Genomic DNA, 13,072 nt, shown 5'->3' with positions numbered 1-13,072 from the left:
GGCATGGCGGCGGCGTCTAGCGCTTGGCGGCAGCCGGCAGTGTAACGGGAAGGGTGGATTGACACTGGCAGCCGTGGCGCTCGCCAGTGTCGATGTTCATCAGGGTCATGGTGCCGCCCCACACACAGCCGGTGTCGAGGGCGAACACGCCGGGCTCGTCGCATTTACCCTCAAGGGCCGCCCAATGACCGAAGACAATCTGCGTGTCGCGGGTCTTGCGCTCTTTATGGGCGAACCAGGGCTTGTAGCCGGGCAGCGCGGTGTCGGCGCCTTCCTTGCTCTTGAGGTCCAGCTTGCCCTCGGCAGTGCAGAAGCGCATGCGGGTGAAGTAGTTGGTGATGACCCGCAGGCGGGTCACGCCGGTAAGGTCGTTGTCCCACTTCACTGGCTCATTGCCATACATGCCGTCGAGGTAGGTGGTGTAGAGGGTGTCATCAGCCAGCGCGGTCTCGACTTCGGCGGCGCACTTGAGGGCTTTCTTCAACGTCCACTGCGGCGGGATGCCAGCATGCACCATGGCCATGTTGCGGCCTTCGTCGTAATGCATGAGTTTTTGCCGACGCAGCCAGTCGAGCAATTCGGCCCGATCCGGGGCTTCGAGGATTTCGCGCAGGGTGTCGCCCTTTTTCAGGCGTTCGATGTTATTGCCGGCCGCCAGCAAGTGCAGATCGTGGTTGCCGAGTACGCACACCAGCGAGTCGCGCAGGCTATAGAGGTAGCGCAGCGTCTCCAGCGATTGCGGGCCACGATTGACCAGGTCACCCACCAGCCACAGGCGATCGTGCGCCGGGTCGAAGGCGACGCGCTCGAGCAGGCACTTGAGGGGCTCCAGGCAGCCTTGCAGGTCACCGACCGCGTACGTCGCCATCAGTGCAGGGCTCCCGGCACGGCAAGGCGAAAGGGTGCAATGACGGCGTCGAACAGTTGGCCGTCGGTGGCTTTCATCTGATAGGAGCCTTGCATGGTGCCGACCTTGGAGGTCATCACCGTGCCGCTGCTGTAGGTGTGGCTGGCGCCAATGTCGATCAACGGTTGCTGGCCGACCACCCCGGCGCCGCGCACTTCCTCGACCTGGCCGTCACCGTCGGTGATCACCCAGTGGCGTGACAGCAGCTTGGCCGGCACCAGCCCGTTGTTTTTCACCGTGATGGTGTAGGCAAAGGCGAAGCGGTTCTGTTCAGGTTGCGATTGGTCCGCCAGGAAGCGGGTGACGACGCTGACGTCGATCTGGTAGCGAGGATCGGACATGCAAGAGGCCTTAAAAGCAAAAGCGGAGGACAGCAGATGCGGATCAGTCTAGGCCAATAGGTGGGCACTAGGCCAGACATGCCGTCTGGCCGGGTGGGCACGCCCCTGTTAGAGCCGGCTTGTTGGCGATAGCGAGGTTGAGGGCGCCATCGCCGGCAAGCCGGCTGCTACGGGGTTATTCGACGGCGGGGGCGGGCTGAATGGCAAGCTGGTCCGCCAGGCGCACGAACGCCGCCAGATCCAGTTGCTCGGGGCGCAGGCTGCCGTCGACGCCGGCGGCTTCGATTTCGGCGTTGCTCAGCAGCGCCTTGAGCGTGTTGCGCAGGGTCTTGCGGCGCTGGTTGAACGCTTCGCGCACCACGCGCTCGAGCAGCTTGTGATCCTTGGCCGGGTGCGGCAGCACGGCGTGCGGCACCAGGCGCACGATGGCTGAGTCAACCTTGGGCGGTGGATTGAACGCACCTGGGCCGACGTTGAACAGATGTTCCACGCGGCAGTGGTACTGGACCATGATCGACAGGCGGCCCCAATCACCACCACCAGGCCCTGCAGCCAGGCGTTCGACCACTTCTTTCTGCAGCATGAAGTGCATGTCGCGGATGATCCCGGCGTTGTTCAGCAGGTGGAAAATCAGCGGTGTGGAGATGTTGTACGGCAGGTTGCCGACTACGCGCAGGCTGTTGGGCGCGGCATTGAGGGTGTTGAAGTCGAACTTCAGTGCGTCGCCCTGGTGCAGATTGAAGTTGGGCTTGCCAGCGAACTGCTGGTTGAGGATCGGGATCAGGTCCTTGTCCAGTTCCACCACGTCCAGTTGGCCGCCGCTGGCCAACAGGCCTTGGGTCAGTGCGCCCTGGCCCGGGCCGATTTCCAGCAGGCGGTCTTCGGGCTTGGCATGGATGGAGCGCAGGATACGGTCGATCACGCCAGCGTCGTGCAGGAAGTTTTGCCCGAAGCGCTTGCGCGCCCGGTGTTGGTAATGCTCGGTCATATACGGGTCTCGGCCATCTGATAGGCGGTTTCCAGGGCCACGTGCAGGCTGCCGGTATCGATCTTGCCGCTGCCTGCCAGGTCCAGGGCGGTGCCATGGTCGACGGAGGTGCGGATGATCGGCAGGCCCAGTGTCACGTTGACTGCGGCGCCGAAGCCTTTGTATTTCAGCACGGGCAGCCCCTGGTCATGGTACATCGCCAGCACTGCATCGCAGTGCTCCAGATATTTGGGGGTAAACAGAGTGTCTGCAGGCAACGGGCCGCGCAGGTCCATGCCTTCTTGGCGCAGACGCTCCAGGGTTGGTTCGATGATGTCGATTTCTTCATGGCCCAAATGGCCGCCTTCACCGGCGTGGGGATTGAGCCCACAAACCAGGATGCGCGGTTGGGCAATGCCGAATTTATGTTGCAGGTCGGCGTGCAGGATGCGCGTTACGCGTTCGACACGTTCAACGGTGATGGCGTCGGCAATCTCGCGCAGTGGCAGGTGCGTGGTCACCAGGGCGACCCGCAGGCCGCGCGTGGCCAACATCATCACGACTTGTTCGGTGTGCGTCAGCTCGGCAAGGAATTCGGTGTGGCCGGAAAAGGCGATACCGGATTCGTTGATCACGCCCTTGTGCACCGGCGCGGTGATCATGCCGGCGAAGTCGCCGTCGATGCAGCCCTGGCCAGCACGTGTCAGGGTTTGCAGGACAAAGGCCGCATTGGCCTTGTTCAGCTGCCCGGCCACGACCTTGGCTGCAAGCGGGGTGTCCCACACGTACAGGCTGCCGGCAGGAGCAGGCAGGTCAGGCCAGTTGCCCGGCGCCACGTCCAGCAGATTGACCGCCACACCCAGCTGCGCGGCCCGCTCAAGGAGCAGGTCACGGCTGGTAATGGCAATCAGGGGGTGTGGCTGGGGTTGCGAGGCGAGCAGCAGGCACAGGTCTGGACCAATGCCGGCCGGCTCGCCGGGTGTCACCGCGAAACGCTGGGGTTTCACTGGGCTGCCTGGTCGGTGCCTGTTTGCTCGGCGCCTGGCAGCTTGTTCTCTACATAAGCTTCGTCACGGATCTGACGCAGCCAGGTTTGCAGCTCTTCGTCGTATTTGCGGTTACGCAGTACGTTCAGTGCTTGTTGCTCGCGGGCCTGACTGGTGTTGTCGGTGGCGCGACGGCCAAGGACTTCCAGTACGTGCCAGCCATATTGGGTCTTGAACGGCTTGGACAGCACGCCTTGTGGCGTCTCGGCCATCACCTGCTGGAACTCCGGCACCAGGGCTTTCGGGTCGATCCAGTTCAAGTCGCCGCCGTTGAGGGCAGAACCCGGGTCTTCCGAGAAGCTCTTGGCCAGGGTGGCGAAGTCTTCACCGCTTTCAATGCGGTCATAGATTTTCTGGGCCAGTTCCTTGGTTTGCGCTTCGCTGCGGATTTCGCTTGGTTTGACCAGGATATGACGAACATGCACTTCGTCTTTCAGCGAGGTCTCGCCGCCACGTTTTTCCAGGAGCTTGAGGATGATGAAGCCACCCGGCGTGCGTGCAGGCTGGGTGATGCCACCGACTTCCATCGCGCTCAGCTCGCGGTCGAACGGAGGTGGCAATTGAGCAGCTTTACGCCAGCCCATGTCACCGCCTTCGAGGGCGTTGTCGCTGCCCGACTGGGCGATCGCCATTTGGGCGAAGTCGGCACCGGCCTTCAGGCGATCATAGATAGCCTGGGTCTTGGCCGCAGCGGCATTCAGCTGCTCGGATGTGGCGCTGTCAGGCGTGGCGATCAGGATGTTGGCCAGGTGCAGCTCTTCGGACAGCTGCATCTTGCCCAGGTCCGACGCCAGGAAGTTCTTCACTTCCTGCTCGGACACCTGAACGCGTTCGGCCACACGACGCTGGCGCACACGGCTGATGATCATTTCACGACGGATCTGGTCACGGGCGTCCTCATAGGACAAACCATCGTGGGCCAGGGCCGCGCGGAACTGGTCAATGCTCATGTTGTTGCGCTGGGCAATGGTGCCCACGGCCTGGTTCAGTTCTTCATCCGAAATACGGATGCCGGAACGGTCGCCGATCTGCAGTTGCAGGTTCTCGACGATCAGGCGCTCAAGCACCTGCTGGTCCAGGACGCTGGTAGGCGGCACGCCACCGCCACGCTTGGCGATGGTTTGCTGGACTTCCTTGACGCGCTGGTCCAGTTGGCTCTGCATGATCACGTCGTTATCGACGATGGCCACTACTTTATCCAGTTCTTGAACCGCAGCGTGAGCCGATGCGGTACCCAGGAACAGCGCGCCCAGCACTAGCGGGCGCAGACAATCAGAAAGCTTGGTCTTCACGTTCACGATAACCTTCAATGCCTTTGTCGAGGAAGCTCTCTACCTTGGCGCCGGTCAGGCCGCCGAGTCCTTTGAGGACGATTTGCAGGAAGAGCCCGTGGTCACCCTTTTCGTTAAGCGGGGCGATCTGGCTGTATTCGTCGTTGGAAACCCAGTAACGGTTGATCAAGCGCAGTTTCCAGCAGCAGTTGTCGTACTCGAAACCACCGAAGGCTTCCAGGGTACGGTTGCGAGCGTAGTCATACTGCCAGCGGGTGATCAGGTTCCACTGTGGAATGATCGGCCACATCATCGAGAAGTCGTGTTGCTGGATTTTGTAGTAATCCTTCACGAAGTTCGGATCGCCTGGCTGGCCATAGTCACCACCGAACTGCCATTTGCCGGTCAGCTGGTTGTAGACGACCTGGTCGTTACGATATCGATAGCCGACGTTGATGATCTTGTTCGGGTTGTCTTCCGGCTGGTAGTGAAGCATCGCGCTGCCGGAACGAGGACTGTGATTCTCGGTGTCCCAGTTGTAGTCGGCAGTGGCGCGCCAGTCGCGGTTGAAGCGGAACTCGTAGTCCAGGGCGATTGGCGAGACATCGGACTGTGCGTCGGCACGGTCGGAAGCCAGGATGCCCGGCAGTTGCACTTCACGATCTTTGAAGTACAGCGCCTGGCCCACGGATACGCGCTGACGCTCGAAGCCGTTGTCTTCGATCCAGCGGCTGGTCAAGCCCAGGGACAGCTTGTTCTCGTCGCCGATACGGTCGGAGCCGCTGAAGCGGTTGTCGCGGAACAGCGACGCATAGCTGAACGAGTACTCGCTGGTGTCAAACACCGGGATATCGCTCTGGTCCTTGTTCGGTACGTACAGGTAGAACGCACGCGGCTCAAGGGTCTGGCGATAATCTTTACCGAACCAGTTGGTGTTGCGATCGAAGTACAGGCCGCTGTCGATGCTGGCCACCGGAAGCGCACGGTCCTGGGAGCTCTTGAAGGTGCCGCCCGCGTACGGGTTGGCAGCGGTGGCTGCAGCCTGATCAGCAACGATCTGGTTCTTGCCGATGTTGTCCAGGTCCAGGTCGTACTTGGTGTAGACGTACTTGAGCTTCGGCGTCACGAAGCCGTAGGTCCAGTTCATCGGGTATTCGACGGCTGGCGCTACGTTCAGGCGAGTACCGTTTGCACGGGTCAGGCCACGAACATAGGTGTCCAGGCGCGGTTCAATCTCGCCGTTTTCGTTGGTGAAGCTACCGTTTTCCAGGTCGCGGTCGAAGCGTACGGCTTCGGTCTCGTAGCTGAAGTTCAAGCCACCTGGATGGTACGGCAGGGTACCGTTGAAGGTGATCTGCGGCAGGCGGTCATACGGGGTGACCTGGGAAATCGTGGCCAACTGGTAGGCCTGCAGGTTCAGACGTGCCTGGAAGGTGTCGCCGCGATAAGTGACGGAACCCTGCTGGTTGACGTAGTCCTGGCTCTCGACACCTTCCTGGTAGGACTTGAGGTCCTGGAAGTAGTAAGGATCGCTGATCGTGGTGTAGTCGACCTGGGTCAGTACACGCGAATCCAGCCCGCCCTTGTGTTGCCAGTTGAGCATGTAGCGGGTTTTTTCGTAATCGGTCTGGCGCTTGCGTTCGTCGTTGTCGTCGTTCAGGTACGCGCCGCCGACCTGACCTTCGCTGGACTTGGTGAGGTAGCGGAACTCGCCTTCCATCATCAGGCCACGCTTGGTCATGTATTGCGGGTACAACGTGGCGTCATAGTTGGGCGCCAGGTTGAAGTAGTACGGCGTTACCAAAGTAAAGCCGGTTTCGCTGCCGCTGCTGAAGCTTGGTGGCAGGAAGCCGGATTGACGACGGTCGTCGATCGGGAAATAGATGTACGGGGTGTACAGGATCGGGATGTTCTTGACCCGCAACGTCGCGTTGGTAGCCGTACCGAAGCCGGTGGCCGGGTTCAACGTGATGTTGTTGCCCTTGAGTTGCCAGGCGTTGCTGTCTGGCTCGCACGTGGTGTACGTACCGTCCTTGAGACGGATGATCGCGTTTTCGGCACGCTTGGCGTACAGCGCGTTGCCGCGGATGCGCGACTTGTGCAGCACGTACTCGGCGTTGTCGATCTGCGCCGCGCCGGTGTCCAGCTGGACCTCGGCGTGGTCGCCGACGATCAGGGCACCGTTGTCGCGCATGCGCACATTGCCGTTCAGCTCGCCGCGGTTTTCAGCCTGGTACAGGCTGGCTTCCTCGGACTCCAGCTGCATGCTGCCCTGGCGCATGACGACGTCACCGGCCAGGGTCGCGACCTGTTGTTCCTGCTCGTAGCGAGAGGCCTTGGCACCGATGAAGGTGGGCGCATCGCTCTTGTTCGTCTTGTCGTTCATGCCAGGACGAATCGGCTCGATGTACGCACCGCCGCAGTAAGGACCGGTTTCGGCCAACTGGGCTGCGGTCAGCTTGTCGCGCGGTACCCAGTCCAGGTGGCTGTAGTCGGCGCTGCGCGAACGCAGGCCACGGCCCTTGGCTTCGGTAACCAGTGCGGTCTTAGGCTCGGCATCGGCTTTGCCACCGGTATCGGCCTGAGCCGTACTGTTGGCCGAGCTGACGGCAGCGCCGTCATGCACCGGGCGCGGTGGTAGAGGGGCAGCGGCGGTTTTCGGCGCGCAATCCCAGGCACCCGAAGCAGAGACTGAGCAGTCATACTGTTCCGCGGCGACCACGAATGAGGTGGCGAAGGGTTGCATGGCCAGCAGACTGCCGGTTACCAGCAACGGAAATTTTCTACGAAACGCGGGGGATTTCAATGCCATCTTATTAGTCCGGGCTTCCTGCGTGCCATCTGCCCGCGGTGTGGGCCGCACGCCTCTCGATGGTCTGAAAAAGATGCGTGATAATAAAGCATGACCCGCTTGACGGCTAGCGCCGTCGGAGACCCTTGTAATGCCCGAGCAAGATCTACGTTTACAACAGCTGGAAGTCTGGCTGGATGAGCAGTTGCCGATCCTTTTCAACGCTCAAGGCTGGGGTGCCGTACCCCCGGCCACATTGACCGCGGCCAGCAGCGACGCGAGTTTCAGGCGGTATTTCCGGTGGGAAGGGGGTGGTCGCACGTTCGTCGTGATGGACGCTCCACCCCCCCAGGAAAACTGCAAACCTTTCGTCGATATCGCTCATTTGCTTGCGAAGTCCGGCATAAATGTTCCAAAAATTTATGCAGAAGATTTGTCGCGAGGCTTTCTTTTACTCAATGACCTGGGCAGAAAAACCTACCTGGACGTCATCGACGAGCAAAACGCCGACCGATTGTTCGCCGATGCCATCGATGCATTGCTGGCCTTTCAGCAGTTGCCGATGGATGCGCCGTTGCCCAGCTACGACGTCGCCTTGCTGCGCCGCGAGCTGGAATTGTTTCCGGAGTGGTACGTGCGCAGGCACCTGGGTATCGAGTTCGATACACAGCAGCAAGCGCTCTGGCAGCGCGTCAGTGATCGGCTGATCGACAGCGCCCTGGCGCAGCCCAAAGTGCTGGTGCACCGCGACTATATGCCACGCAACCTGATGATCAGCGAGCCGAACCCCGGCGTGCTGGATTTCCAGGACGCGGTCTACGGCCCTGTCACCTACGACATCACCTGCCTGTTCAAGGATGCATTCCTCAGTTGGCCCCAGGCCCGCGTACGGGAATGGCAACGCGGCTATTGGCAGCGCGCGGGGCAGGCCGGCATTGCGGTGCAGGCGGATTTCGACGAGTTCCTGCGCGCCAGCGACCTGATGGGCGTCCAGCGTCACCTCAAGGTTATCGGCATCTTTGCGCGCATTTGCCATCGCGATGGCAAGCCGCGCTACCTGGCCGACGTGCCGCGCTTCTTTGCTTATATAGAAGCAGTGCTGGCCGAACGTGCCGAGTTGAGCGAACTGGCTGAGTTGCTGACCAGCCTGCGCCAGCCCGCCGAGGCCAGCGTATGAAGGCGATGATCCTGGCGGCGGGCAAAGGCGAGCGCATGCGCCCGCTCACCTTGCACACGCCCAAGCCGCTGGTGCAGGCCGGTGGCAAGCGCCTGATCGAATATCACCTGGAGGCGCTGGCCAAGGCCGGCTTCACCGATATCGTGATCAACCACGCCTGGCTGGGCCAGCAGATCGAAAGCTACCTGGGCGACGGCGCACAATTTGGCTTGCGCATCCGCTACTCCCCGGAAGGCGAGCCGCTGGAAACCGGCGGCGGGATTTTCCAGGCCTTGCCGCTGCTGGGGGATGAACCCTTCCTGGTGGTCAATGGTGATATCTGGACCGACTACGACTTCACCCGGCTGCGCCAACCGCTGCAGGGCCTGGCGCATCTGGTGATGGTCGACAACCCGGCGCATCACCCCTCCGGCGGTGATTTCTACCTTGATCAAGGCGTGCTTCATGATGCGGCGCCCGGTGCCGATAACCTGACCTTCAGTGGCATTTCAGTGCTCGACCCGAAATTGTTCGCGGGTTGCAGTGCCGGTGCCTTCAAGCTGGCGCCGCTGCTGCGCGCGGCGATGGCCAAAGGTTTGGTGACGGGGGAACACATGGCGGGACGCTGGATTGATGTCGGCACGCTGGAGCGCCTGGCGCAAGTCGAAACCCTGCTGACAGCGGGGCAGTAGCATGTTGTGGCCAGGGACGCTGATCGGCGCCGGGGCTGGCTTTGCCATTGCCAGCATTCCGGGGGCCTTGTTGGGTGCGCTGTTGGGGCAGGCGCTGGACCGCCGCCTGCAACTGCAAAGCTGGGCACAGTTGCGCGAGCGCCTGGGCGGGCGCCCGGCGTTGCGCAATGATGAATTATTGTTCGTGCTGCTGGGGCGCCTGGCCAAGAGCAATGGTCGCGTGGTGGACGGGCATATCCAGCAGGCGCGCCAGGAGATGCGTTCGCTGGACATGACCGACTCGGCCCAGCGCCGGGCGATCGCGGCGTTCAATCGCGGCAAATCCGGGTCTGACCGTGTGCGCACCTACCTGCGTATGCTCAAGGCTCAGCCGCATGCAGCCGAAGGTGTGTTGCGTGCGTGCTGGCGGATGGTCTGGGCGGACGGCCGGGCGGATGACGCCGAGCGTGACCTGATCGACCTGTGGGGCAAGTGGCTGGGCTGGACGCCGCAGCAACTGCAGGCACTGGCCGCGGACTACACGCCGGAGCGCAAGCCATTGGTCAATCGCGGTGGCAGTTATCAGGACGCGCTGCGTTTGCTTGGCGTGACCTCCACCAGCGAGCCGTCGGTGATCAAGCGCGCCTACCGCCGCTTGCTCAGCCGCCACCACCCGGACAAGATTGCCGGCAGTGGCGCAACTCCCGCGCAAGTGCGTGAGGCGACCGAGCGCACCCGCGAATTGCACAGCGCCTATGCGTTGATTCGCGAGCGCCGGGATTTCCGTTAAGTCACGCGATGTGAGTGTGACAACCCTATTGTGAGAGCGAGCAAGCCTGCTCCCACAGGAGGTCTGCGGAAACCCGGGGTTAGTCGCTGCTTGCCTGCGGGCTCAGCCAGCCGCGAATCCGCCGATACAACTGCTCCTGCTCGGCCGCGCTGTTGCCGGGCAGGGTCTTCAATGTCACTTGCTTATACCCTTCATTCTTCAAGCGCTTGGCCGCCTGCGCACGGGCCAGGGCGTTTTTGCGTGCCAGGGCGGTGTCTTGATAGAAGACATCGGCGGTCGGCAGTTTCAGGCCGGGAGCCAACTGCTCGACGTCCGGTTGGCGGCCGGTGGGCGTCTGCGCCGCGACCATGACAAATTTCTGTACCTGGGACGGCTGCTTCTCGCTCAAGTAACGCGCGGCCCACCAGGCCCCGGTGCCATGACCGACCAGCGCCACACTGCGTGCGCCCTGGGTCTGGGCGAAGGCCACCGCGGCATCGATGCGCGCGAAGATGCGTGAGGCGTCGGTCTTGTCTTGCTCGTCGGCGCCGGGTACCACGGCCGGGTCAGTGCCTTCGGCTTCGGCACTGGCGGCCTGTTCGATGGGTTTGTCGGCGGTGCTCGCGTCTTTGCTGCTGGTGTCGACAGTGGCCTTGGACGCTTCCATGACGCGCGGCGGCAGCGTGTCCATGCTGGTGTCCGGCAACGACAGGCTGAGACTGCCCCACCCGGCGTCCGGAAACTTGCGTCGCAACGGGCCGATTGCTTGCGGCCAGTCAGCATTTTCGCCGGCGCCCGGTACGATAATCACCACGCCTTCGGGTTCGGCGCTGTTGGCCGGTTTCCACAGGGCGAGGAATGAGTCGCTGCCGGCCTGCAACTGTTGCTGTTCCTGTTGCGGGATCTTTCGCTCAAGGGCACTGGCTTCTTCCTGGCTGCGCTCGGGCAAGGGCAGGCGTTCGACCGGTTTTTCCGCCGCAGGCGCGGGTGCATCCGCCGCCTGTACGGAAAAGGCACTGGTAAAGAGAAGCGACAGGCACAATGCTGGCAGTGCCGAACGGTGGAGAAAGGGCATCGTTAATTCCCGGCCAGAAGTGATTCCAGCAGCCTAATGGGTTGGTCAGTATTTGTCAGTGATGTGAGACGTGGATCATGGGTTTTCGCTGTCTGCTGGTTATCGGCTGTTTATGCTTTGCCTTGATGGCGAACGCCGCCCCTGCGCCCGCGGCCCCACAAGCGCAGCTGAATGCGGCCCAACGCGAATGGCTGGCCCGGCACCCGGAGTTGCGGGTGGGCCTGGTGTTGCAGGCGCCGTACGCACAATACGACCGCCGCCTGCAGCGGTTGTCCGGGGCCAATGTCGAGCTGATGCAATGGCTGGCCAAGGCGCTGAATATCGAACTGACCTGGCGCAACTTCCCCAGCCAGGAGCAGTTGGAGGCGGCCCTCGGCGATGGCGAAGTGGACATCGCCCCCGGCCTGCAACAGACCCCGGCCGGTTTGCGCCTGTGGCTGTTCACCGATCCCTATATGCGCGTGCCGCAACACATCGTGGGTGTCCGTGACGGTAGCGGAGCGGTCGAACTGGAAAAGCTCGACGAGCAATCGCGTGTCGCGGTGCGCATGCCCAGTGCCGTGGCCGATTACCTGCGCGGTACGTATCCCGGCCTCAATCTGCAAGGTGTGCCCATGGAGCGCCAGGCCCTGCAGTTGCTCGTCAGCCAACAGGCCCGGTATGCCGTGGTGGATCAAGCGCAGTTGAGCCGCTTGTCCGGCGAGGCCGAGTTCGCCGGGCTGGCGGTGGTGGGCGATATCGGCCTGCCGCAGCTGCTGCGAGTGGCCACGCGCCGGGATTGGCCGGAACTGGCCGGCATCATGCAAAGCGCTTTGCGCGCTATCCCGGCCCGTGACCTGGACCAACTGCACAACCGCTGGCTGCAGCCCAAATACCCACGCATGACGGAATCCCCGGGCCTGTGGCAAAACCTCAGCCTGTTTTTGGGGCTGCTCCTGCTCGCCAGCCTGGCCATTGTGTTCTGGCAGCGCCGCCAGCAACGCGTGCTCGAGCAAGGCCTGCTGGCCGCCCGCGAAGAAAGCGCGGCCCGCGCCGCCGGTGCTGAAGCCTTGCGCTTGACGCAGTTCTCCATCGACCAAAGCACCGTTGGCATCCTGTGGGTCAACTGGGACAGCCACGTGCGCTACGCCAACCGCGCGGCCGAAAACATGCTCGGTTATAACGCCGGCGCCCTGATTGAGCGGCCGCTGGCCGACCTCGATCCTTCCCTGGATATGGACCGTTGGCTCAACCTGTGGAAGCGCGCGCGGGCCAGCGAAGAGGGGCCACAGAACTTCGCCACCGATTGCCGGCGCGCCGATGGCAGCATCCTGCCGGCGAACGTGTCCCTGAGTTTTCTGCGGTTTGCCGAAGCTGAATACCTGGTGGTCTACCTCAACGACGTCACCGAACTGCGCCGTACCCTGGCAGCCCTGTTGCAAAGTGAAGCGCAGTTGCGCGAGTTGTCGGCCCACCTGGAAACGGTGCGCGAAGAAGAAAAAGCGCGCATCGCCCGCGAAGTCCACGACGAGCTGGGGCAAATGCTCACCGTGCTCAAGCTGGAAACCTCCATGTGCGAATTGGCCTATGCACAGTTGGACCCAGGCCTGCATGAGCGCCTGAACAGCATGAAGCGCCTGATCGCCCAGCTGTTCCAACTGGTGCGGGACGTGGCGACGGCGCTGCGCCCGCCGATCCTGGATGCCGGGATCGCCTCGGCCATCGAGTGGCAGGCGCGGCGCTTTGAAGCGCGCACGCAAATCCCCTGCCTGGTGCAAGTCCCGGAGAACCTGCCGACCCTGAGTGATGCCAAGGCCATCGGCCTGTTCCGGATCCTGCAGGAAGCGCTGACCAATGTGATGCGCCATGCCCAGGCGCATACTGTCGAGCTGACGCTGGTGGTGGAAGGTCCCCACCTGCGGCTGACCATCAGTGATGACGGCGTCGGTTTCGTCCAGGCCAAGGGGCGTCCCGTGTCGTTTGGCCTGGTGGGCATGCGCGAGCGGGTGTTGATCATGGGCGGGCAACTGAGCCTGGACAGCGAGCTGGAGGAGGGCACGACCCTGAGTGTCACGGTGCCGTTGGATGCATAACCCTAA

The 13,072-nt window shown here is 62.5% G+C and carries 11 protein-coding genes; 4 read left to right on the top strand and 7 right to left on the bottom strand.

Annotated features, from left to right (window positions below):
• Positions 1 to 16: 16 nt before the first annotated feature.
• From AC07SI_RS20525 to AC07SI_RS20500, 6 genes are all read right to left on the bottom strand, one after another.
• Complete coding sequence (locus AC07SI_RS20525) at positions 17 to 868, bottom strand: symmetrical bis(5'-nucleosyl)-tetraphosphatase (RefSeq protein WP_495006407.1); 852 nt, start codon at positions 866 to 868, stop codon at positions 17 to 19.
• The gene (gene apaG, locus AC07SI_RS20520) at positions 868 to 1,248 is read right to left on the bottom strand and encodes a Co2+/Mg2+ efflux facilitator ApaG/CorD (RefSeq protein WP_065904636.1); all 381 of its coding nucleotides are present in this window, start codon (positions 1,246 to 1,248) and stop codon (positions 868 to 870) included. The genes AC07SI_RS20525 and apaG overlap by 1 nt, the downstream gene beginning before the upstream one ends.
• A gap of 175 nt (positions 1,249 to 1,423) precedes the next feature.
• Positions 1,424 to 2,236, bottom strand: coding sequence for a 16S rRNA (adenine(1518)-N(6)/adenine(1519)-N(6))-dimethyltransferase RsmA (gene rsmA, locus AC07SI_RS20515; protein WP_065904634.1), 813 nt, complete (start codon positions 2,234 to 2,236; stop codon positions 1,424 to 1,426).
• Complete coding sequence (gene pdxA / locus AC07SI_RS20510) at positions 2,233 to 3,222, bottom strand: 4-hydroxythreonine-4-phosphate dehydrogenase PdxA (protein WP_065904632.1); 990 nt, start codon at positions 3,220 to 3,222, stop codon at positions 2,233 to 2,235. The genes rsmA and pdxA overlap by 4 nt, the downstream gene beginning before the upstream one ends.
• Positions 3,219 to 4,559 carry a peptidylprolyl isomerase gene (locus tag AC07SI_RS20505; RefSeq protein WP_065904630.1) on the bottom strand — a complete coding sequence of 447 codons (1,341 nt, stop codon included), beginning with the start codon at positions 4,557 to 4,559 and terminating at the stop codon, positions 3,219 to 3,221. Before AC07SI_RS20505 ends, pdxA begins: the two co-directional genes overlap by 4 nt.
• Positions 4,534 to 7,344, bottom strand: a complete 2,811-nt coding sequence (locus AC07SI_RS20500; RefSeq protein WP_065904625.1) for an LPS-assembly protein LptD — start codon at positions 7,342 to 7,344, stop codon at positions 4,534 to 4,536. The genes AC07SI_RS20505 and AC07SI_RS20500 overlap by 26 nt, the downstream gene beginning before the upstream one ends.
• A gap of 130 nt (positions 7,345 to 7,474) precedes the next feature.
• Between AC07SI_RS20500 and AC07SI_RS20495 the strand changes: the two genes are divergently transcribed.
• From AC07SI_RS20495 to AC07SI_RS20485, 3 genes are read left to right on the top strand one after another with little or no spacing between them, the layout of a single operon-like run.
• Positions 7,475 to 8,500 carry an aminoglycoside phosphotransferase family protein gene (locus AC07SI_RS20495; RefSeq protein ID WP_065904623.1) on the top strand — a complete coding sequence of 342 codons (1,026 nt, stop codon included), beginning with the start codon at positions 7,475 to 7,477 and terminating at the stop codon, positions 8,498 to 8,500.
• Positions 8,497 to 9,171 (top strand): N-acetylmuramate alpha-1-phosphate uridylyltransferase MurU, encoded by a 675-nt coding sequence (murU, locus tag AC07SI_RS20490; protein ID WP_065904621.1) that lies wholly within the window; start codon positions 8,497 to 8,499, stop codon positions 9,169 to 9,171. Before AC07SI_RS20495 ends, murU begins: the two co-directional genes overlap by 4 nt.
• Before the next feature lies 1 nt (position 9,172).
• Positions 9,173 to 9,940 (top strand): TerB family tellurite resistance protein, encoded by a 768-nt coding sequence (locus AC07SI_RS20485; RefSeq protein ID WP_495006406.1) that lies wholly within the window; start codon positions 9,173 to 9,175, stop codon positions 9,938 to 9,940.
• A 79-nt stretch (positions 9,941 to 10,019) separates the two neighbouring features.
• Here the strand turns inward: AC07SI_RS20485 and AC07SI_RS20480 are convergent, their stop codons facing one another.
• The gene (locus tag AC07SI_RS20480) at positions 10,020 to 10,994 is read right to left on the bottom strand and encodes an alpha/beta hydrolase family protein (RefSeq protein ID WP_495006405.1); all 975 of its coding nucleotides are present in this window, start codon (positions 10,992 to 10,994) and stop codon (positions 10,020 to 10,022) included.
• A 77-nt stretch (positions 10,995 to 11,071) separates the two neighbouring features.
• On the opposite strand from AC07SI_RS20480, the gene AC07SI_RS20475 reads away from it, so the two are divergent.
• On the top strand, positions 11,072 to 13,066 hold the full coding sequence (locus tag AC07SI_RS20475) for a PAS domain-containing sensor histidine kinase (RefSeq protein ID WP_495006404.1): 1,995 nt from the start codon (positions 11,072 to 11,074) through the stop codon (positions 13,064 to 13,066).
• Positions 13,067 to 13,072 lie beyond the last annotated feature (6 nt).

Source organism: Pseudomonas sp. GW821-FHT05D12, from assembly GCF_059419825.1.
The sequence above is the reverse complement of the archived record's forward strand: the minus strand, read 5'-3'. Positions and strand labels throughout refer to the sequence as shown.

Coding starts and splice junctions, on each gene's coding strand:
- AC07SI_RS20525 (WP_495006407.1), bottom strand. CDS start 868: ATGGCGACGTACGCGGTCGGTGACCTGCAAGGCTGCCTGGAGCCCCTC.
- apaG (WP_065904636.1), bottom strand. CDS start 1,248: ATGTCCGATCCTCGCTACCAGATCGACGTCAGCGTCGTCACCCGCTTC.
- rsmA (WP_065904634.1), bottom strand. CDS start 2,236: ATGACCGAGCATTACCAACACCGGGCGCGCAAGCGCTTCGGGCAAAAC.
- AC07SI_RS20500 (WP_065904625.1), bottom strand. CDS start 7,344: ATGGCATTGAAATCCCCCGCGTTTCGTAGAAAATTTCCGTTGCTGGTA.
- AC07SI_RS20495 (WP_065904623.1), top strand. CDS start 7,475: ATGCCCGAGCAAGATCTACGTTTACAACAGCTGGAAGTCTGGCTGGAT.
- murU (WP_065904621.1), top strand. CDS start 8,497: ATGAAGGCGATGATCCTGGCGGCGGGCAAAGGCGAGCGCATGCGCCCG.
- AC07SI_RS20485 (WP_495006406.1), top strand. CDS start 9,173: ATGTTGTGGCCAGGGACGCTGATCGGCGCCGGGGCTGGCTTTGCCATT.
- AC07SI_RS20480 (WP_495006405.1), bottom strand. CDS start 10,994: ATGCCCTTTCTCCACCGTTCGGCACTGCCAGCATTGTGCCTGTCGCTT.
- AC07SI_RS20475 (WP_495006404.1), top strand. CDS start 11,072: ATGGGTTTTCGCTGTCTGCTGGTTATCGGCTGTTTATGCTTTGCCTTG.